The organism is Belliella buryatensis, from assembly GCF_900188245.1.
GTDB classification, from domain to species: domain Bacteria; phylum Bacteroidota; class Bacteroidia; order Cytophagales; family Cyclobacteriaceae; genus Belliella; species Belliella buryatensis.
The window spans coordinates 53275-73088 of sequence record NZ_FZOK01000005.1; the positions used below are offsets into that span (position 1 = coordinate 53275).

Annotated in this window: 18 protein-coding genes; 7 read left to right on the forward strand and 11 right to left on the reverse strand. The window is 39.3% G+C overall.

What is annotated here, in order from left to right; translation table 11 throughout:
• Positions 1-120: 120 nt before the first annotated feature.
• Both CHB66_RS06270 and CHB66_RS06275 read left to right on the forward strand, forming a co-directional pair.
• On the forward strand, positions 121-1764 hold the full coding sequence (locus CHB66_RS06270) for a sodium/sugar symporter (protein WP_089239113.1): 1644 nt from the start codon (positions 121-123) through the stop codon (positions 1762-1764).
• A gap of 203 nt (positions 1765-1967) precedes the next feature.
• Positions 1968-3494 (forward strand): GH3 family domain-containing protein, encoded by a 1527-nt coding sequence (locus CHB66_RS06275; protein ID WP_089239115.1) that lies wholly within the window; start codon positions 1968-1970, stop codon positions 3492-3494.
• Here the strand turns inward: CHB66_RS06275 and CHB66_RS06280 are convergent.
• The 3 genes from CHB66_RS06280 to CHB66_RS06290 form a co-directional block, all read right to left on the reverse strand.
• On the reverse strand, positions 3481-4053 hold the full coding sequence (locus tag CHB66_RS06280; protein ID WP_089239117.1) for a hypothetical protein: 573 nt from the start codon (positions 4051-4053) through the stop codon (positions 3481-3483). The genes CHB66_RS06275 and CHB66_RS06280 overlap by 14 nt on opposite strands.
• A 54-nt stretch (positions 4054-4107) precedes the next feature.
• Positions 4108-5184, reverse strand: a complete 1077-nt coding sequence (locus CHB66_RS06285; protein ID WP_089239119.1) for an endonuclease/exonuclease/phosphatase family protein — start codon at positions 5182-5184, stop codon at positions 4108-4110.
• Between the two features lie 176 nt (positions 5185-5360).
• A complete protein-coding gene (locus CHB66_RS06290; RefSeq protein WP_089239121.1) occupies positions 5361-5681 on the reverse strand; it encodes a HesB/IscA family protein in 321 nt (106 codons plus the stop codon).
• Positions 5682-6001: 320 nt separating this feature from the next.
• On the opposite strand from CHB66_RS06290, the gene CHB66_RS06295 reads away from it, so the two are divergent.
• Together CHB66_RS06295 and CHB66_RS06300 are read left to right on the forward strand one after the other, a co-directional pair.
• On the forward strand, positions 6002-7171 hold the full coding sequence (locus tag CHB66_RS06295) for a pyridoxal phosphate-dependent aminotransferase (RefSeq protein ID WP_089239123.1): 1170 nt from the start codon (positions 6002-6004) through the stop codon (positions 7169-7171).
• Between the two features lie 3 nt (positions 7172-7174).
• On the forward strand, positions 7175-8311 hold the full coding sequence (locus tag CHB66_RS06300) for an AEC family transporter (protein WP_089239125.1): 1137 nt from the start codon (positions 7175-7177) through the stop codon (positions 8309-8311).
• 100 nt (positions 8312-8411) lie between these two features.
• Here the strand turns inward: CHB66_RS06300 and CHB66_RS06305 are convergent, their stop codons facing one another.
• From CHB66_RS06305 to CHB66_RS06325, 5 genes are all read right to left on the reverse strand, one after another.
• A complete protein-coding gene (locus CHB66_RS06305; RefSeq protein WP_089239127.1) occupies positions 8412-9761 on the reverse strand; it encodes a hypothetical protein in 1350 nt (449 codons plus the stop codon).
• 112 nt (positions 9762-9873) lie between these two features.
• On the reverse strand, positions 9874-11274 hold the full coding sequence (locus CHB66_RS06310) for an NAD(P)(+) transhydrogenase (Re/Si-specific) subunit beta (protein ID WP_089239129.1): 1401 nt from the start codon (positions 11272-11274) through the stop codon (positions 9874-9876).
• Complete coding sequence (locus tag CHB66_RS06315) at positions 11271-11588, reverse strand: NAD(P) transhydrogenase subunit alpha (RefSeq protein WP_076499197.1); 318 nt, start codon at positions 11586-11588, stop codon at positions 11271-11273. The genes CHB66_RS06310 and CHB66_RS06315 overlap by 4 nt, the downstream gene beginning before the upstream one ends.
• A gap of 2 nt (positions 11589-11590) precedes the next feature.
• Positions 11591-12715 carry a Re/Si-specific NAD(P)(+) transhydrogenase subunit alpha gene (locus tag CHB66_RS06320; protein ID WP_089239131.1) on the reverse strand — a complete coding sequence of 375 codons (1125 nt, stop codon included), beginning with the start codon at positions 12713-12715 and terminating at the stop codon, positions 11591-11593.
• A 163-nt stretch (positions 12716-12878) separates the two neighbouring features.
• The gene (locus CHB66_RS06325; RefSeq protein WP_089239133.1) at positions 12879-13391 is read right to left on the reverse strand and encodes a gamma carbonic anhydrase family protein; all 513 of its coding nucleotides are present in this window, start codon (positions 13389-13391) and stop codon (positions 12879-12881) included.
• Positions 13392-13696: 305 nt separating this feature from the next.
• Between CHB66_RS06325 and CHB66_RS06330 the strand changes: the two genes are divergently transcribed.
• The 3 genes from CHB66_RS06330 to dinB all read left to right on the forward strand — a co-directional run bounded on the left by CHB66_RS06330 (position 13697) and on the right by dinB (position 16835).
• Complete coding sequence (locus CHB66_RS06330; RefSeq protein ID WP_089239135.1) at positions 13697-14419, forward strand: YceI family protein; 723 nt, start codon at positions 13697-13699, stop codon at positions 14417-14419.
• 74 nt (positions 14420-14493) lie between these two features.
• Positions 14494-15756 carry an anthranilate synthase component I family protein gene (locus tag CHB66_RS06335; protein ID WP_089239137.1) on the forward strand — a complete coding sequence of 421 codons (1263 nt, stop codon included), beginning with the start codon at positions 14494-14496 and terminating at the stop codon, positions 15754-15756.
• Positions 15756-16835: a DNA polymerase IV gene (gene dinB, locus CHB66_RS06340; RefSeq protein ID WP_089239139.1), complete on the forward strand. Its 1080-nt coding sequence runs from the start codon at positions 15756-15758 to the stop codon at positions 16833-16835. Before CHB66_RS06335 ends, dinB begins: the two co-directional genes overlap by 1 nt.
• A gap of 57 nt (positions 16836-16892) precedes the next feature.
• Here dinB and CHB66_RS06345 read toward each other — a convergent pair whose 3' ends face one another.
• The 3 genes from CHB66_RS06345 to CHB66_RS06355 form a co-directional block, all read right to left on the reverse strand.
• Positions 16893-17219 carry an antibiotic biosynthesis monooxygenase family protein gene (locus CHB66_RS06345; protein ID WP_089239141.1) on the reverse strand — a complete coding sequence of 109 codons (327 nt, stop codon included), beginning with the start codon at positions 17217-17219 and terminating at the stop codon, positions 16893-16895.
• Between the two features lie 2 nt (positions 17220-17221).
• Positions 17222-18400: a C40 family peptidase gene (locus CHB66_RS06350; RefSeq protein WP_089239143.1), complete on the reverse strand. Its 1179-nt coding sequence runs from the start codon at positions 18398-18400 to the stop codon at positions 17222-17224.
• 82 nt (positions 18401-18482) lie between these two features.
• Positions 18483-19781, reverse strand: coding sequence for an amidohydrolase family protein (locus tag CHB66_RS06355; protein WP_089239145.1), 1299 nt, complete (start codon positions 19779-19781; stop codon positions 18483-18485).
• Positions 19782-19814 lie beyond the last annotated feature (33 nt).

Sequence of the window (19814 nt, forward strand, 5' to 3'; positions counted from 1 at the left end):
CGAATCATTCATATTTGATAGTATTTAGGACTATTTTGTAAAAAACATTCTTTCCTAACACGAAAAACTTATATTTGAAGCACTCAAAATAATTTAAACCCTATTAATTAACCTCAACCTATGTTATTAGAACCTTTAGACCTTATTGTATTTATTGGGTATTGTTGCCTGATAATCGGAATGGGGCTTTTTGTCTCTAGAGAGAAGAAAGGCCATGTTAAAAACTCACAAGACTATTTTCTTGCATCCAAAGCCTTGCCATGGTGGGCTGTAGGAGCATCACTGATCGCTTCCAATATTTCTGCTGAGCAGTTTATTGGAATGTCTGGATCCGGATTTGCACTTGGATTGGCAATTTCCACTTATGAATGGATGGCGGCGATCACTTTATTAGTTGTAGCGATTTTCTTTTTGCCTGTTTACATCAAGAAGGGCATTTATACCATGCCCGGTTTTCTTCTAGATAGGTATGATACAAGGGTCCGCACCACCATGGCGATCTTTTGGCTTGCCTTATATGTATTTGTAAACTTGACCTCAGTACTTTACTTAGGTGCCTTGAGCTTGAATACTATCCTAGATGTGCCTATGCGCTATGCAATTATTGGTCTGGCTCTTTTTGCTATGATTTACTCCATTTATGGAGGATTGAAAGCAGTGGCTTGGACTGATGTCGTACAGGTTTTCTTTTTGATAGCAGGTGGATTAGCTACGACTTACATCGCCTTGACTATGGTAGGTGATGGCAGTGCTTGGGAGGGCCTAGGTCTCTTGAGAAAAGAAGTTCCTGGACATTTCTCAATGATCTTGTCCAAAGGTGAAATGATGATTCCTGATGGGAAAGGTGCTACAAAAGATGCATACCTTGATTTACCTGGACTGAGTGTTTTGGTAGGAGGGATGTGGATTACCAATTTGTCCTACTGGGGCTTCAATCAATACATCACGCAGAGAGCATTAGCTGCTAAGAGTCTGGATGAAGCGCAGAAAGGGATGATCTTTGCAGGTTTTCTGAAGCTTTTGATGCCTTTGATAGTGGTGATTCCTGGGATTGCAGCTTTGGTTATCGTAAATAATGGGATGGATGTGACATTTGTGGAATCTATGAAGGATCCAGTCACAGGTATTGTGAAGTCAGACAGAGCATATCCTACTTTGTTACAACTGCTACCTGTTGGGTTGAAGGGACTAGCTTTTGCGGCATTGACAGCGGCGATTGTGTCTTCGTTAGCATCCATGGCAAATAGTACTTCGACCATCTTTACAATGGATATTTATAAGAAATATTTTGGTCAGGATGCTTCTGAAGCTAAGCAGGTAAAAGTTGGTAGAATTACGGCAGCAGTGGCATTTGTCATAGCGGCGATCATAGCTCCAGCTCTCGGGCAATTGGATCAAGCATTTCAGTTTATTCAGGAATATACGGGTTTTATTAGTCCGGGTGTGTTTGCAATCTTTTTCTTTGGTGTGTTTTGGAAAAAAACGACCTCTAATGCTGCTTTAGTCGGTGCCGCACTCAGTATTCCTTTGTCTGTAGTGTTGAAATTCTTATGGCCTGAACTACCATTCTTGGATAGAATGGGTATTGTATTTTTGGTTTTGGCAGCTTTGATGATTGTCATTAGTTTATTGGAGGGCAAAGGGAAAGACCATCCAAAAAGCATCGATATTTCAGGAGATATCTTCAAGACAAGTACTGGATTCAAAATTGGAGCCTTTATCATTACTTTGATTACTACGGCACTTTATATAGTGTTTTGGTAAAAAAGGCCACACCGCCACTTGATAAAAGTGGACTTGCATATTTAGCAAAAGCCTAGAATTTTCAGAATATTGAAAATTCTAGGCTTTTTTGATTCCATGGCAGGAATATTGCGTGTTTTTTAGTTATTCGGCTTTAGCCTTTGTTTTGAAAAAAACATAAGTTGATCAAATCAACTTTTTTAAATCTAAAAAATATATTCATCATGGCATTAATCGGAGAGATCATCAAAAAATCTGTTGAGACAGTTGATAAAATTTTCACCAATGATAATCCCAAGGAAGCTCAGTTGAAAGTTTTGGAAGAACTACTAAGTACAGCACGGAATACAGCTTTTGGTAAGTATTATCAATTTGAACGTATTCTCAAATCTGAAGATATTAGGAAGTCATTTGAAGCTGAGTTACCTTATTTTGATTATGAACAGTTGCGCGAGCGCTGGTGGCAAAAAGTAATAGATGGGGGAGAGGATATTACTTGGCCTGGGAAAGTTGATTTTTTTGCTGTTTCTAGTGGAACGACTAGTACCAAAAAACATATTCCTGTAACAGAAGACATGCTTCAATCCATCAGAAGTGCTGGTATTCAGCAGATAAAAGGAGTTGCAGATTTTGACTTACCAGCTGAGTTTTTTGAAAAAGAAATTCTGATGTTTGGTAGCAGTACTAATCTCAAAGAGGTCAATGGACATCTTGAAGGTGAAATTAGTGGGATTAGTGCCAGTCAGATTCCGTTTTGGTTTGAGGGGTTTTACAGACCGGGCAAAGATATTTCTGCGATAGATGATTGGGATTTGAGAGTGGAAGAATTGGCGAAGCAGTCGGCTGACTGGGATATCGGGGCGATATCTGGGATTCCTTCCTGGATAGAATTGATGCTCAAGAAAGTGATCGAATATAATCAGGTGAATCATATTCATGAAGTATGGCCAAATTTTCAGGTTTATACATCCGGTGGGGTGGCATTTGATCCTTACAGGCAGTCATTTGAGAAGCTATGTGGTCAACCGATTACCGTGATTGATACTTATCTGGCATCAGAAGGATATATAGCAACCCAGCTACGTAAGGAAACTGATTCCATGGCATTGATTACAGATAATGGTATTTACTTTGAATTCATTCCTTTCATTCCTGAAAACGTGAATGACGATGGAAGTGTAAATCAAAATGCCAAATCAATCCATATTGAAGATGTAGAAGAAGGTGTGGATTATGTCCTGCTGATGAGTACTGTGTCTGGTGCTTGGAGATATATGATAGGGGATACTGTTGCATTTACTGATAAAGAGAGAGCAGAGATCAAGATTACAGGGAGAACAAAGCATTTTCTCAATGTAGTGGGTTCACAGCTTTCTGTGATACAAATGAATAAAGCCCTTAAAGTATTGGGTGATGATTTTGGTTTTGATGTCAAAGAGTTTACCGTGGCAGCAATCTTAGAATCGGATGAATACTTGCACAGGTGGTATTTGGGTACAGATGGTGTTGCGAAGGAAAATGAAAAGCAGGTAGCTGATCGACTGGATGAAATTTTGAAAGAGCATAATAAAAACTACAAGGTTGCAAGAAATAAAGCCCTTAAGGGTGTTGAGGTAAAGCTTATCAGTGATGAAATTTTCAGAAAATGGACAGCCAAAACTAAGCAGAAAGGTGGACAGGTCAAATTCCCTAGAGTGATGAAGGAAAAGGATTTCAGAGCCTGGGAGGATTTTGTTGCTAATCTAGGATAGACCTGTTTTCCATCATGTAAATGATTTCTTCTGGAGGGAGATAAAGTTTGTTGATTTTCTGTATGTATTTTTCAGGCATGCCTGCTTCGTGGAGGATGAAGTTTTTGGTGCTAAGAATATAATCTCCCAATCCATGATCTACTGCATAGGTATCGGCAACCCTTTCAGCAGCGATAATAAAGCTCTTGGAGGTCAAATAACCAATTCCAAATAAGAATAAGGGCCAATTGCTTCTATTGAGATAATCCATGATATGACCGAGCTCGTGCCCAATCCACCCTATCAAGACATCCTCAGGAAGCTCTTGTATGGGTTTTACATTTCCTTTTAATTTAAAAAATCTGCTGATCTTGATGATATAACTTCTGTCTTTTCTAGAACCCAGCATGGTATTGAATCTAGGCTGAGCTTGCATGACAGATTTTCGAATGTTTTCACTGAGAACAAACTCAATTTTTACATTTTTCATATCTGGATAAAAATCCAAAGCCTTGATGATGACTTCATTTAATTCTTTTGGAATGCTATTTTGAATGTATTTTGTTTCACTTATTCGCATCCTGTTATTATACTATTTTTTTTAGATGAAGTCAAATCACAGCTGGGAGACAATTTAATCAATTTCTTGAATTTGGACTTTCCTCAAAGGTTTCTCCCACGAAAAAGTAGCCGAGATAGGATAGTGATCAGAGTAATCTACTTCTCTATGAGTTTTGAAAGATTTGATTTCTAGAATGTCATCGTAGAAAATGTTGTCGATTCTGAGAAAGAAAAGGACTTTGTTGTAGGTGAAGCCAAAACCTCTTCCAGCTTTTTCAAAGGCATTATTCATAGTTTTTCTTAGAGAAAAATATGTGTAGCTGTAAGGAACATCATTGAAGTCTCCGACAAGTATATTTGCATAAGGACTATTGCGCATGTGTTCCATCAATACGCCAAGCTGAGAAGCCCGCACCACTTGTCCGTTTTTTAATTTCTTAAGAGTTTCTTTGTAGTTCTCTTTGATGCCATCTAAGTCAGAAAGTCCCTCAGAAGGAATGGACATGGATTCGAGGTGGGCATTGTAGATCCGGATAGTATCTCTGTCTACTTTAATGTCTGCAAAGATGACTCCATTATTTTTTCTTGTATCGAATACTCTTCCCTCATTGATGATTGGATAGCGGCTGAAAATAGCCATTCCATACGATCGTTTTTTGATATTACCATCGATTACTTGGTAAGAATATTCATACCCTTGATCGTTTGCCAAAGCTTTGATGGCATTTCGAGATGGAGTGGTATAATCCTGATAGAACTCTTGAAAACATTTGATGTCTGAAGGATTGTCTTGGAGCCATTTGGTGATGTTTTGGGTGACAGTTTTCCGGTCTTGACCATCTTTGGCGTAATTGAGTAAATGTACATTATAACTCAATACAGAAAGGCCATTCGTATTCTCTGGAATTGCATTCAACTGAAATGTGATCCCAATAAACTTCCAGCCAATGATGATCGCTATCAATGGAATTAGCGCTAATTTTCTACCTGCAAGCACGAGTAATACCAAGATGATTGCATTGACCACAATCAATGGAGGAATCAATAGTGTCAATAATCCAGCATAGGGAAAAAATTCAGGTGATATATAAACACTGAAAAAAAGGAAGATCGAAATCAAAAAGATAAATCCAGTTAGGAAACGCAACATAGCATGTAGATTAGAAATCGAAAATATGCCTATTCATCAATCTTTCCAAGTAATTTATTTCAATGGGTGGGTTATTCAAATGGAAAGCATAGAAGAATTATAAGAAATACTCAAAAAGTGGGCAATTTCCACTCCTCTTAAAAATAAACCAAAGGTATTGATACTCCCAGTACTAGTTATTCACCTGCATCATGCCTTTTTGGGATTTCAGGATTGATAAAGGTAAAGCCTCTGGCTTCATTTCCTTCATAAAAATCTATCTGCATCCCCATCAAAAACATATAGTGCTTTTTCTCAATCAAAACGGGGATGTGATTTAGTACAAACTGCTCATCACCTTCTTTGGCCTTGTCAAAACCCAAAGCATAGGACATTCCACCACATCCTCCACCTTTGACTCCCACTCTGAGATGATAGTCAGCAGGGATATTTTTATTATCCATGATGTTTTTGATTTCAATTTGAGCTTTTTCTGTGATGCTAATAGGTATAATCATGTCTGATTAATTCAAATCGTACTATTTGGGTTCCATTCTAGTGTAAAATTAGGCTTTCAATTTTAGAATATAGGATTGATTGAAAAAAATAATCTTTTTCAATATAATTCGTATATGGTTAAAAATTGAACCAGTTTTATATTTTATTGAATAAAAAATTCTATTTATAGTTTATAATTAAACCAAAAAAAATTAAATTGACAAAAAATTGATCAAATACAGTTTTAATATGATCAATGGTTCCGCCCAATATAACCATTTTTATAAGTGTCTTTTTAAGATGCTTGACTTCATTTATTAATCACTAATTATTTATAACCATGAATAGAAATCTTAACAGAAGAGGTTGGATCAAAAAATCTCTATTGGGCTTTGGAGCTTTAACCACTGCGCCTCAATTAGCTAAAGCATTTATTGGCAACGTGTGGCAGCCAACAGTAAAATCAACCTTTTATGAAATAACACCGACTTTCAATTTAGATGAACCGAGGATGTTGGCAAGGTTGTCCGCTAATGAAAACCCTTATGGTCCTTCTCCAACTGTCCGCACTGCGATCAAAGATGCAATCTCTTTGGGTAACAGGTATGCTCATAGAGATGCAGCAGAATTGATCGAATTGATAGCGGAGAAAGAGGGAGTGAGCACCAAGCACATCATGTTAGGGCCAGGATCTTCGGATTTATTGGAGAAAGTAGCCTTTGTTTCTTTTCCGGCAGGAGGGAATATCGTTTCAGCAGATCCTGCTTATATGTCTATCATCAGTACTGCTAGAGCTTTGGGTGCCATTTGGAAGCCAGTCAAACTTACTGCTGATTACGCTCATGACTTGAATGGGATGAAAGAAGCTATTGATGCTGATACTAAGTTAATCTATGTATGTAACCCAAATAATCCAACTGGGTCTATTACCAATTCTGATCAATTGCATCAATTTTGTTCCGATGCATCTTCCAAAGTTCCGGTATTTGTAGATGAAGCTTATTTGGAATTTTTGGATGATAGTCAAAGCCATTCGATGGTTAACCTTGTAGCTGATGGAGCAGATGTGATTGTTGCACGAACTTTTAGTAAGATTCATGGAATGGCGGGATTGAGAATAGGATACATCGTTGCTCAGCCAGAACGAATTGCCTCTATCACAGACAAAGTTAGAAGTACCATGGGCTTGTGCTCAACTTCACTGAAAGGTGCACTAGCTAGCTTTATGGATGAAGCTTTTTTGCATGAATGCAAATCTCTCAATAGTTCATGTAGAAAATATCTGGTAGAAGAGATCACAAGCTTAGGTTATGAAGTGATACCTTCCTATACCAGCTTTGTGCTATTTCCTATTGCTATGAATGGACAAGCTTTTATGAAAGGGATGTATGAAGAAGGTGTAAGTATTCGTGTATTTAGCATAGAAGACCAGCCCTTCTGTAGAGTCAGTATAGGTACCATGGAGGAGATGGAGTATTTCGTAGAGGTATTTAAAAAAGTTACTGCTTAGGTTATGAGTATAGCTTTACAAAAAACACTCTCCTTGATTTTATTGATTGTTTTAGGACTGATCTTAAAGCGGAAGTTCACAAACCCAGATCAAAATAAGGGTCTGAAAATGATCATATTGGATGTGGCGCTACCAGCGATGATTTTTGTGGCTTTATTGAAAATCGAAATCAATCCTGACCTGTTGATGTTGCCTGTTTTTGCTTTGATTTTCAATGTGCTGATTTTGGTGATCGCTAAATATGCATTACCCTTTTTCGGTGTAGAGGGGAACTCTTCGTCAATGAGAACGTTGCTATTGCTATTACCTTCCTTGGCTCCTGGACTGACGTGTTTCCCTTTTGTGGTGGAATATTTAGGAGAGGATTTGTTAGCATTGGCTGCATTGTCTGATATTGGTAACAAGGTGTTTGTGTTAATTCTCGCCTATTTATTGGCTATCTCTTGGTATTACAAACACCATCAGCTCAAGTCAGTATCATCTATTCAGCGAGTGAAGCAATTGCTCCTGGCTATGGTCAAAGAGCCTATCAATGCAGTAATTTTGACGGCAATTTTATTGTTGTCTATAGGAATTAATATGGAAAGGTTACCAGTGTTTTTGTCACAATCCATTTTAATGATGAAGGATATGATGACACCATTGGTATTACTTTTTATTGGTATTGCTGTAGTGTTCAAATGGGAGCAAATGAGAATGCTGGCGGGTATACTGTTGTTTAGAGCAGGGATTATTTTTCTGATTAGTGGGGTTTTTATTTTACTCGTTCCCATGTCTACAGAGCTGATGCTGCTTGCGGTGGTATTTCCACAAAGCGCAGTAAGTTTCTGGCCATTTGCACATATGTCTGCTATCAGATCTATGGAAATAAGTCAAGCTGAATTGAAGTCTAATCCCACTTTTAATTTGGAGTTAGGTATCAATCTACTGGCTTTGTCTATGCCTTTTAGTACGCTTTTGATTTTAGGTGTTTTTTCCTCAGGTACTTACTTTACCAATCCAACCCATGTATTCTTGATTGGAGGAATACTGTTAGTAGGTTCTATTATTCCTATACTAATTAAGTGGGTGTCATCATTGGATACAGGATTTGATCATATAGACGGGCAAAAATTAAAAGAAAATAATTCTATGGAATAAAGTGGTTTCAAGGTTTGATAACAAATAAGCCCCGGTAGGTTACCGAGGCTTATTTTTTTTGTTTTAAGAAGCTATGGTTAGCTATTTTGAATGTTAAAATTTATAGCCTTCCAAAGCCCCAACTTAAACCCACGTGGAAATCAGCTTGTTTGCTATCAGCTGTGAAACCAGTTAGTATTGAATTGCTTCCAATAAAGAAACCACCATATCTCAAACCAAGACCACCTGTGATACCAGCGATTTCTGTACTGGCCCATGGAGAATAGATTTCGAAGTTGCCCAAAACTAACCTTGGCGTGATTACAATCATATTTTGAGCAGTAAGCTGCTCATTGGCATTGTCATCTCCAAAGCGCTGCTGAATGTATGCACTGGCTTGAAGCTTTCCGATTACTCTCATCTCAGCATAAGCCGATATCATGGATGGCAGGCTGGTTTTTACGCCACCAGTTTCAGTTGTCTTGGTGAAAAAACCACTTTCTAACAGTTGATCTTCAATATCACTGAGATTACCTTCTAGTTGATCTAATCTGAAAGCTTGTCCTTCAGGAATATTCATTGTGTAAGTGTTATTGACTTGACCTTCACCGAAGGTCATGCTACCTAGATTCCTAACAGCCAAGCCTGCATTCAATTTTGTACGTCCATTGGCATCTTTCATTTGATAGCTACCACCTAGATCGAGTCCAAAACCATTGATGGATCCAAAATTGAAACCGTTAGTACCTATACCAAAAGTACTACCGTCAAAATCTGATTCAGAGTAGGAAATATTTAAACTCCCAGTTGCCCTAGTCAAGCTCACTTCAAAATCATTTTGATCAATCACGGCTCTCAGCCTATCTAAACCAAAATTTGCATAAGTTCCGGGAAACATCAGTTTTCCTGTAGCACCCACTGAGAATTTATGCTTGTCTGTATTCAAAATCTCCCTTCCTACAATGAACCCCAATTCAGCCCAACCTGTGGCATTGACCCTCTGATTGTATTCGCTGGCAATGGCAGTTGAGCTATTTCTGCTGTCAAATTGAATATCTAAAATGGACTGGCCGAGAGTAGGGTCAAGGTCTACAATATCTGCCTTGGCAAATGCCTGAGTAGTCATACCGAAAGACCACTTACCAGATCGGATACCAAATGATGGACCCAGTACTGATGCTTCTGTTCTCATATTGACAGGGCCATTGGCTCTTTCAAAAGCAACATCTACCACATCTCCTCCAAATTCAAAAATATCTCCGAAAGAAATGATATTGTTGCTTACTGAGCCATTGATAGAGAAGAAATTCACTTCTACTTTTTTGTTCAAATTATTAATTTCAGCGGGGTTCATTGTCGCTGAGATCATGCTTTTTCTAGAGCTATTTTGGATTCCTATGAATGGTGTCTGAGCCGCTGCAAAGGCTGTTATTCCCATGAAAATCGCTAATGTTGAAAGCTGTTTTTTCATAAAAAGGTTGTTTAAGTTTCTAGCATTGTATCTATACGCTATCAGTAAAAGTATGTAAAAAAAAGGAAGACTTGATAAAAGCCTTCCTTGATTTTTTTAGTAAGAATTGAATTTACACTTCTTTGACCTCAGTAGTGAGTTTCTGAAGCGAATCTTTGGCATCTCCAAATAGCATTCGTGTTTTTGGATAGAAGAACAATTCGTTTTCAATGCCGGCATATCCTGCACTCATGCCTCTTTTGAGTATGATGACATTTTTTGCTTGATCTACTTCTAGGATAGGCATCCCATAAATTGGAGAGGTGGGGTCATTTTTGGCAGCAGGGTTGACTACGTCATTTGCTCCAATGACTACTACCACATCTGTATTGCTCATTTTGGGATTGATCTCTTCCATCTCTTGGAGCCTTTCGTAAGGCACGTCTGCTTCCGCCAGTAAGACATTCATGTGCCCTGGCATTCTCCCTGCGACTGGGTGAATGGCGTAGTTTACATTGACGCCTTTTTCTTCCAGTAATTTCTCCAATTCATGACATATATGCTGTGCTTGAGCTACAGCTAAGCCATAACCTGGAACGATCACGACATTTTGAGAATAGGAAAGCAAAACAGCCGTATCTGATATGCTGATCTCTCTCACGGTCTGATCTCCTGCTTCCCCTTTTGCTCCACCGGCTTTGTTTCCTCCAAAAGCTCCCAATAGTACATTGGTCAGAGAACGGTTCATGGCATTACACATCAATATGGTGAGGATAGTCCCCGCTGAGCCCACCAATATACCTCCTGTAAGCATGGCTTTATTACCGTAAAGAAAGCCACCAAAAGCAGCAGCTACACCAGTAAAGGAGTTGAGAAGTGAAATTACAACAGGCATATCAGCACCTCCAATAGGCATCACAAATAGGATTCCATAGATCAATGCGATCACCAATAAACCGTAGAAAACCATGCTATCTCCATATCCTAGCATTTTGTATACAGTAAGTCCAAGTATGATCGCAAGCATGAGCATATTGATCAATTGATTCATAGGTAGTACGCGATCTTTAATTTTTCCTTCTAGCTTACCATAAGCGATCATCGAGCCCGAGAAAGATACTGAACCGATGATCAAGCCCAGTAACATAACCAAAAGCTCTCCATCAAATCCACTTGCTAGGCCAATGTTGTGATTTTGATATTCTATTACAGCGATCAAGGCTGCACAGGCACCTCCCATTCCATTGAAGAAAGATACCATTTGGGGCATAGCAGTCATTTTTACTTGCTTGGCCATCATGGTTCCAATTACCGTCCCAACGATCAAGCCAAGTGCAATCAATCCGTAATTGAGACTTTTACTGCTGTCAAAAGGCTGATAGATGGTAATGGTTGCTACTACTGCGATCAGCATTCCCGCCGCCGCGATAAGATTTCCTTTTCTTGCGCTTTCTGGATGGCTAAGCATTTTTAGACCGATCACAAAAGTCAATGATGCGATCAGATAGGTGATTTCCAGTATATTTAGACTCATGATTTCTTAGGTTTTTTCTTGAACATCTCCAACATTCTGTCTGTCACGACAAAGCCACCGACTACATTCAAAGTTCCCATTACCACAGCTAAAAAGCCTACGATAAGCGAGGCATAATTGTCAGGGGAAGCATGAAGCATCACGATGATGGCTCCAACGACTACCACACCATGAATGGCATTGGCACCAGACATCAAAGGGGTATGTAGGATGGCAGGGACATTCGAAATCACTTCCACTCCCAATAAAATTGCGAGAATTAGGAAATAGATCATTTCCATGTTTTCTCCTATATAGTTGAGTAATTGTTCCATGTTTATTGTTTTATCATTTCAGCAATTCTGGAATTTTTGGGCTCTCCTGCATGGCAAACACAGGTGCCGAGTACAATGTCATCTTCGAAATTTAGATTGATCGCTCCATCCTTGATGATGAGTTTGAGGAAATTAAGGTAGTTTTTTCCATACATCTTGCTAGCATCCTGAGGAAGCTCAGCGGCAAGGTTGCCAACACCGATGATGCGTACGCCATTGATATTTATGGTCTGATCAGCTTGTGTCAGTGCGCAGTTGCCACCTGATGAAGCTGCCAAATCCACAATCACAGATCCAGCTTTCATGGCATGCACTGTGCGCTCTTCTACCAAAAGTGGTGCTTTTCGCCCTGGGATTTGAGCAGTTGTGATGATGATATCAGCTTTTTGCGCGTGCTCGTGTATGGTATCTTTTTGTCTTTGGATAAAATCTGCGGACTGTTCTACTGCGTAGCCTCCAGCAGCTTTATCCTCAGTAGCTCCTGCTACATCGATGAATTTGGCGCCAATGGAGAGTACTTCTTCTTTGGCTGCTTGTCGTACGTCAAAGGCAAAAACAGTAGCTCCAAGTCGCTTTGCTGTAGCGATGGCTTGTAATCCAGCCACTCCAGCTCCTATCACCAAAACTCTAGCTGGTGTGATACTGCCAGCAGCTGTCATAAACATTGGAAAAAAGCGTGGAAGACTATTGGCTGCCAGAAGTGTAGCTTTATATCCCAATACAGTAGCCATGGAAGAAAGGACATCCATGCTTTGAGCTCTGGTGGTTCGTGGTACCAACTCCATGCTAAAAGCAGTTCTCTTTTGTTCGAGGAGAAATTTGGTAAGCTCAGGATTGAATAGTGCCCCCATTTGACCAAGAAGAACCGCATCAGGTTTCATTTTTGAGATTTCTTCTAAAGGGAGAGCTTGGATGCCACAAATCATGTCTGATTCAGTCAGGACTTCAGCTCTCTGTTTGATTTCAGCTCCTGTGGATCTATAAGCGTCATCATCTGCATAAGCAGATTGACCTGCTCCGGATTCTACACAGACTTCTGTGCCCCAAGAAATCAATGTTTTGACAGCCTCTGGGAGCATAGCCACACGGGCTTCATCCTTTGGCTCTTTTAAAATACCTACCTTCATTTGATATTGGTAATTAGCGTTAAAGTGATTGAATGAAAGTGAATACTTTCATTTCTTAAAACTATCAAAAAGAATAAGATAAAAAAGTGATTTTTGTTAGAATGGTTTGAAAAAACTTTATTTTTTGAATGAAAAAAGTGAATCAGTAATTAATCTTGAAATTTTATTCTTTAAACCACTCCGCATACATCGGGTAGTTTTTGGCTGTTCTTTCAATGACTTCTAGCATTTCAGGACCAGTAGTCTTGACTTTTTTGGCGGGCATCCCAGCGTAGATGCTGTTGGCTTCCACGATTGTGCCTGCAAGGACGATGGCTCCTGCGGCTATTACTGCCCCTGAATGTATCACGGCATCATCCATCACTATTGCTCCCATACCGATCAGAACATTGTCATGAATGGTACAGCCATGTACAATTGCATTGTGGGCGATAGAAACTTTATTGCCTATGTAGGTACCAGCTTTCTGATAAGTGCAGTGAATCACTGCGCCATCTTGAATATTGGTATCATCCCCGATTCTGATTTCATGCACATCTCCACGGACGACAGCATTGAACCATACCGTACAGTTTTTGCCCATGATGACATCTCCAACCACAGTTGCATTATCTGCTAGCCAGCAGTTTTCGCCCATTTGGGGACTTTTTCCTCTGATAGTTTTGATTAATGGCATTGGTTTTTGATTGATTATTTATGTTAACAAATATAGTAGTTTAATTGTAGCTGCTATAAAACAAATTCTATTCATGAAATTAACAGATGTTAAATTTGTTAATCTGCTGGTATCTAATCAAACAGTTACTTATTTCCTTATCCCAGATAACCAATCAACTATCAAGGATTACTACATTTTCAACCCTCTTGTACACAATTTTCTTCCTCTTATTAAAATTTATTTTACCTATTGTTGAACTTTTTTAGCCAACAATGGTTTTCGTGTATATACATTTAAAATCAGACTTAAATTAAACAATTATTATGAAACTAGTTCAAAAGACAGGTTTATTTATCGCTGCGGCTTTCATCGCAGTATCATGTGGAAACCCTGGCGATACAGTAGAGGCTACTGACGCTGTAGAAGTAGGTGAAGCTTCTGGTACAACATTGACCATCGACGCTGCTACTTCTAAAGTAGACTGGAGAGGTTATAAGCCAGCTGGTCAGCACTGGGGATTCATTCCAGTAACTACGGGTGAATTGATGGTAGACGGCGAAACTATCACAGGTGGAAAATTCGTATTTGACATCACGGGATTGAAAATCGAAGACATGGAAGAGTCTAACGAAAACTATGGCAAACTTTGGGGACACCTTCAGTCTGCTGATTTCTTCGACGCAGGTAATCATCCAGAAGCAATGTTTGAAGTGACTTCAATCGAAGTTTATGGTTCTTCTGACGAAATCGAAGACAAAGAAGAATTCAAGACAGATTTCACTCCAAAGAAAGATTCTGAGTTGATCGATGGTACTCCTACACATTGGATCTCTGGTAATTTGACCATGAGAGGCACTTCGAAAAATATCAAATTCCCTGCTATAGTATCTATGGCTGATGGTACTGTATCAGCACAAGCTGGTTTCAATATCGATAGAACCAACTGGGGATTGATGTACGGAGACGAAAGTACTGCCGTAGACAAAGCAAAAGATCAATTCATCTACAACACAGTAAGTGTTAAATTTGATATCAAAGCAAACTAAGTCAATTATAAAAATTAGAATAAGGGAAATCGAAAGGTTTCCCTTTTTTGTTTTATATGCTGTAATTTTGTGATATGATTCAAACTTTTAATTTACCTACAAGAGAACATGCAGATTGGATTAAAAACCTATTGAGCTGGGCTTCTAACCAATATCCTTATTTTGCTTTTTTCGAAAATCACCAAGTCAATTATCCTTATGATGGATTCAAAAAGTCTTTTTTTGCAGGCTCTTCTTGTTTTAATTTAGATCAAGCATCTGTTTATTACAAAAAATCTGAAATGGTTGGAATCTTATCCTATGATTTCAAAAATCAAATTGAAAAACTTGCTAGCGATAATCGATCCTTAGTGGATCTACCAGATACTTTGTTTTTCCTTCCTGATGTGAAAGTGCTGTTTCATGAAAATAGTATTGAAATAGAGTCCAACGAACCAGAAAATATTTTTTGGCAAATAGTGGCTTTCCAATGTACTGCTCAAATAAATCCATCAATCCAGGTTCGACAATTGACCTCCAAAGAAGCTTATATAGAAGCTGTCAAAGCCATTCAGAACCATATTTTGGAAGGTGATATTTATGAGTTGAATTATTGTATGGCTTTTGATTTCAAAGCAGACTGGAATCCTGTTCAAGGATTTTTCGATTTGACCAAAAGATCTGCTATGCCATTTTCTGCTTTATTTAAGGCAGAATCAAGTTATTTAGTTTGTGCCTCTCCTGAGCGATTTTTAAAGGTTGCTGATTCTAAAATCATCGCTCAGCCGATCAAAGGGACTATTCGAAGAGGTAAAGACGGAAATGAAGACTTGGCGCTTTCTAAAGAATTGCTGCATAGCGAAAAGGAAAGAGCTGAGAATTTGATGATTGTAGACCTGATGCGCAACGATTTATCTAAAATTGCCGAAACTGGCTCTGTGCAGGTGGAGGAGTTATTTGGAGTTTATGCATTTCCAAAGGTATTTCAAATGATTTCGACAGTATCAGCAGAACTTAAAGCTAGCTTGAACCTGAAAGAAATGATTCATGCTACATTCCCTATGGGAAGCATGACGGGTGCACCGAAGATCAAGTGCATGGAATTAATAGATTGCTACGAGAATTTTAAAAGAGGCTGGTTTTCAGGGACTGTAGGTTATATTCATCCCAATGGAGATTTAGACATGAATGTAATAATTCGAAGCATCATCTATGATCAGCGTGCTCAGAAAGGCTATTTTGCCGTAGGCAGCGCCATTACTTATGATGCAGATGCAGCTTACGAATATGAGGAATGCTTTCTCAAGGCCTCAGCAATCCTAGAAACACTCCAAAGTGAAAGTAGTTCTAAAATGTAATGGATAAAATCAGGAAAATCATACATGTCGACATGGATGCATTTTATGCATCTGTGGAGCAGTTGGATTATCCTGAACTCAGAGGCAAGCCACTCGCAGTAGGAGGGAATAGGGAGCGTGGAGTAGTGGCTGCAGCGTCCTATGAGGCAAGAAAGTATGGGGTGCGGTCTGCCATGTCAGGAAAGATGGCAGCTTTGAAATGTCCTCAATTGATTTTTGTGAAACCCAGATTTGATCGATACAAAGAAATATCAAATCAAATCCGTGAGATTTTTTATGAATACACTGATTTGGTCGAGCCTCTCTCGTTAGATGAGGCTTTTCTTGATGTGACTGAGAATAAAGTTGGCAACCCTTCGGCCACCTTGCTAGCCAAAGAAATTAGAGCCAAGATCAAAACACAAACAGGACTCAATGCCTCTGCTGGTATTTCCTACAATAAGTTCTTGGCCAAAACTGCCTCAGATATCAACAAACCCAATGGGCAAGCAGTGATTTTACCAGAGGAGGCAGAAGCCTTTCTCGATAGATTGCCCATTGAGCGATTCTTTGGAATAGGCAAAGTCACTGCCGAGAAGATGAAGCAGTTTGGTATACATCAGGGTAAAGACTTGAAGGAATATAGTTTGCAGTTTCTGACAAAGAAGTTTGGTAAATCTGGTTTGCATTTTTATAATATTGTGAGAGGAATCCATCTCAGTGAGGTGCAACCTAACCGCACTAGGAAATCCTTGAGTGCTGAAAACACTTTTGACAAAGATTTAGCGACTTTGATGGAATGGGAGAATGCTCTAAATGAGATTTATCAGGAATTATGCCGCAGGATAGAACGTACGGGGATCAAAGGAAGGACTGTTACCTTGAAAATAAAATATAAGGACTTCTCTATCCATACACGCTCTAAAAGCTTTGAGCAGTATGTTGAATTGCCCAAAATTTGGGAGACAGTACAAGAGCTTTTGGATCAAGAAGTCTTGATGCAACCAGTTCGCTTATTTGGGATTGGCTTATCTAATCTAAACTTGACTGAGGAAAAGGATTACTTTGGCAAACAACTTTGGCTGGACTTTGAGGAATAGGTTAAATCGTACCAAGTATGATGTACCAAGCTATAAAGAGATAAGGTCACTTGTTTTTCACTTTTCATTAGTTAAAAACTCATAATCATGCTCTACTTTACAGATCCTTACTTTAAAATGCTTATACCAGTCTTTCTTTCCTAATTTCTGGGCGATTTGATGATCTGAATTAGATTTCCATGCTTTGATTGCTGCTAAACTTTCCCAGTAGCTGACGGTAATACCCAATCCATTTCTGACAGACTCATGTCCCAAATAACCATCCTGATTGATAACAAGTTGCTCGATTATATCTGACATTTCGTTGTATCCCTGATACTCTTCGTTGAGTATATTGGTGAAAATCACTGCGTAATAAGGTGGAATAGGAGTTTTAGAGATCATGATTAGTTGGGGACTGATTCAAAAAGGCCCTCTACATTTTTAATGTTTTTACTCTCTTTACCAATAATTCTTTTCGTTCTGAGATATCGATTAAGTTCATATTCATCATAATCAGGATTAGCTGGATCAAAACTACTGATACGTACTCTCCCCCTAGAATGAATAAAAGAATTGTCACCAATCCACATGCCGACATGGACCACGCGTTCTTTCTTATCAGCAGTCGCTTTTTCTCCGAAAAATAAGAGGTCACCAACCTGCAAGTTGTCCCAGTTTTTATCTATATCTACTTCTTCACCTTCGTGAATTTGTTGCGATGCATCTCTGGGGATGATGGCTCCGTTAAGGAAAAAAATTGTCTTGGTAAATCCGCTGCAGTCTACTCCCTTGATAGACGTTCCTCCCCAAAGGTAGGGTGAGCCCATCATGGATTTGGCAGTGTTTATGAGGTTTTCAGGACTTGTTTTTCTACTATTGAGCCAAGCTTCATATGACATTACTTGATTTTTCCTGACCAGCCCTACTCTTCCATCTGGTAAAGCGACCCTTACGTGATATCTTGTCTCCTCATCAATTGCTACGATATTTCCCGCTACCAAGTCGCTGACAAATGCTGTTTCATTTTCATCCAAGAAAATATGGCCAGTCAGTTCAGTGAAAATCACTTTGTCAGACTTTTGCCATGCAAGCATCTCTTGCTCAGTTTTCAAAACAATACCTGCTGCATCTACCCAAGAGATATAACCTTCTGGAGTTTGTATCAAGTACCAGGAGTCTTTTTTCTTTAAAACTTTGAGTGGTGTGCCCATAATTGCTTGTGTTGCCATTTCTGCTGAATGCTTGGCGTCACTACGGATATTGGCTACTGAAATCGTCACAAGCCCATAATGCTTTCCTTCAAGTGCAGGGTCAGGTAGGAGCTTGATTTGATTTTCATATTTGACTCCAAGTGTATCGATATGCTCCAAAAAAGGAACTAGCGCATGGTCAAGGTTAGTTTCACCACTGAGTATTTTACCATCCCAGTGAATATCCCAAAGAGCAACTCGCTTATCTGGAGCATACCCGATACGAAAAGTATCAATAGCTTCTTGTATCTTGTCCTCTGATGGACTTTGGCAGGAAGAAATGCTGAACAAGATCAGCAAAAGCATAAAGCTAGCTAAAGTGTAATTTTTCATAATTAGGATTCTTTTTACAAAAGAAGAAAAAAAAATGCGGGCTTGTCAAACAAGTCCGCATTTTTTAGATGAATGGAAGCTTTTACTTTTCCAATCCAGGCGATCTTTCTAAGAATTCCTGATACAACTTGATATGTCTGTTGCTCATCGGTACTCTATAGCCATCGATGAATACATGTGCGATTTGTGTTTTTGTTTCGAATGGATCGCCAGAAGAGACGAAAAGCGTAGCATCTTTGCCAGCCTCTATAGAACCCATTCTATCTGCCACACCAAATACCTCAGCGGCATTGATCGTGACAGCTTTTAGCGCTTCTTCTTTGCCCATACCATATGCAGCAGCAAATCCAGCATTAAAAGGAAGGTTTCTGGTGTTTTCTGCATCATTAGATCTGATGACAACCTTTACACCTGCCTTGGCCATCTTGCCTGGATTAGTGTAAGCAGCATCAAATCGATCTGATTGACGCGTTGGGATAGACAACATTGGTCCTGTGATCACAGGAAGACCAGACTCAGCGATCTTATCTGCCACTCTCCAGCCTTCTGCTACTCCGGTCAATATGGCTTTTACACCTTTTTCTTTGATCCATTTGATAGCTACTTCGATATCTCCAGCAGCATTCACTTCAACCAAAAGAGGCAATTCACCAGCTATTACTTTCGCGAGTTGATCCATTTCTGGGTAGAACTGAAGTTCCGCTTTTGCAGTCTTCATTTCATGATACTTAGTCGCTCTTTCCCAAATATCATTCAGGTTTTTCTGAGCTCTATCAGCATCTCTTTTTACGTCTTCTTCGCTTCTTCTATCCCAAGTGCTTCTACGAGCAGAAGTAGGGAAGTTGAGAATCACTCCTTCAAAGCCAGCTGACATCTGATCAGCTGTGTAGCCATTGAGATTGATCAGGGCAGCAGTTCCTGGAAAAAGCCCACCAGAAGGAGTCGCAAGCGTAGTAGTCACGCCACTCACTCTTGTTACTGGAATAGCCACGGAGTTCGGGTTTACAGCTACCAAAGCTCTCATGTTTGGCGTGACTTGCCCAATCTCAGCAAAATCTTGTGTTTCAGGCAAGGAATTTACTTCCACCAAACCCAATCTACTACCACCATCAAACATGCCGGGGTAGATAAATTGTCCGGTACAGTCGATCACCTCTGCATCACCTGCAGGAATACTTTGGCCTACAGCTTCGATTTTACCATTGGCGATCAAGACGCTACCATTTTGGATAGTTCCCTTTGTTACAGTTACTAAAGTAGCGTTTTGTAATAAGAATTTACCATTTCTAGGCTTGATAAACTCCCCGTCAAATTGCGCTTGAGCAATCATAGGGAAAAGTAGCAAGGCCATTAGGTATATAATTGATTTGAATTTCTTCATGATTTCTAAAATTTTGAAATGTCCCTCTACTGA

What these genes read in the sequence shown, in the direction of transcription:
- CHB66_RS06270 (WP_089239113.1), top strand. Translation starts at nt 121, where the DNA reads ATGTTATTAGAACCTTTAGACCTTATTGTATTTATTGGGTATTGTTGC.
- CHB66_RS06275 (WP_089239115.1), top strand. Translation starts at nt 1,968, where the DNA reads ATGGCATTAATCGGAGAGATCATCAAAAAATCTGTTGAGACAGTTGAT.
- CHB66_RS06280 (WP_089239117.1), bottom strand. Translation starts at nt 4,053, where the DNA reads ATGCGAATAAGTGAAACAAAATACATTCAAAATAGCATTCCAAAAGAA.
- CHB66_RS06285 (WP_089239119.1), bottom strand. Translation starts at nt 5,184, where the DNA reads ATGTTGCGTTTCCTAACTGGATTTATCTTTTTGATTTCGATCTTCCTT.
- CHB66_RS06290 (WP_089239121.1), bottom strand. Translation starts at nt 5,681, where the DNA reads ATGATTATACCTATTAGCATCACAGAAAAAGCTCAAATTGAAATCAAA.
- CHB66_RS06295 (WP_089239123.1), top strand. Translation starts at nt 6,002, where the DNA reads ATGAATAGAAATCTTAACAGAAGAGGTTGGATCAAAAAATCTCTATTG.
- CHB66_RS06300 (WP_089239125.1), top strand. Translation starts at nt 7,175, where the DNA reads ATGAGTATAGCTTTACAAAAAACACTCTCCTTGATTTTATTGATTGTT.
- CHB66_RS06305 (WP_089239127.1), bottom strand. Translation starts at nt 9,761, where the DNA reads ATGAAAAAACAGCTTTCAACATTAGCGATTTTCATGGGAATAACAGCC.
- CHB66_RS06310 (WP_089239129.1), bottom strand. Translation starts at nt 11,274, where the DNA reads ATGAGTCTAAATATACTGGAAATCACCTATCTGATCGCATCATTGACT.
- CHB66_RS06315 (WP_076499197.1), bottom strand. Translation starts at nt 11,588, where the DNA reads ATGGAACAATTACTCAACTATATAGGAGAAAACATGGAAATGATCTAT.
- CHB66_RS06320 (WP_089239131.1), bottom strand. Translation starts at nt 12,715, where the DNA reads ATGAAGGTAGGTATTTTAAAAGAGCCAAAGGATGAAGCCCGTGTGGCT.
- CHB66_RS06325 (WP_089239133.1), bottom strand. Translation starts at nt 13,391, where the DNA reads ATGCCATTAATCAAAACTATCAGAGGAAAAAGTCCCCAAATGGGCGAA.
- CHB66_RS06330 (WP_089239135.1), top strand. Translation starts at nt 13,697, where the DNA reads ATGAAACTAGTTCAAAAGACAGGTTTATTTATCGCTGCGGCTTTCATC.
- CHB66_RS06335 (WP_089239137.1), top strand. Translation starts at nt 14,494, where the DNA reads ATGATTCAAACTTTTAATTTACCTACAAGAGAACATGCAGATTGGATT.
- dinB (WP_089239139.1), top strand. Translation starts at nt 15,756, where the DNA reads ATGGATAAAATCAGGAAAATCATACATGTCGACATGGATGCATTTTAT.
- CHB66_RS06345 (WP_089239141.1), bottom strand. Translation starts at nt 17,219, where the DNA reads ATGATCTCTAAAACTCCTATTCCACCTTATTACGCAGTGATTTTCACC.
- CHB66_RS06350 (WP_089239143.1), bottom strand. Translation starts at nt 18,400, where the DNA reads ATGAAAAATTACACTTTAGCTAGCTTTATGCTTTTGCTGATCTTGTTC.
- CHB66_RS06355 (WP_089239145.1), bottom strand. Translation starts at nt 19,781, where the DNA reads ATGAAGAAATTCAAATCAATTATATACCTAATGGCCTTGCTACTTTTC.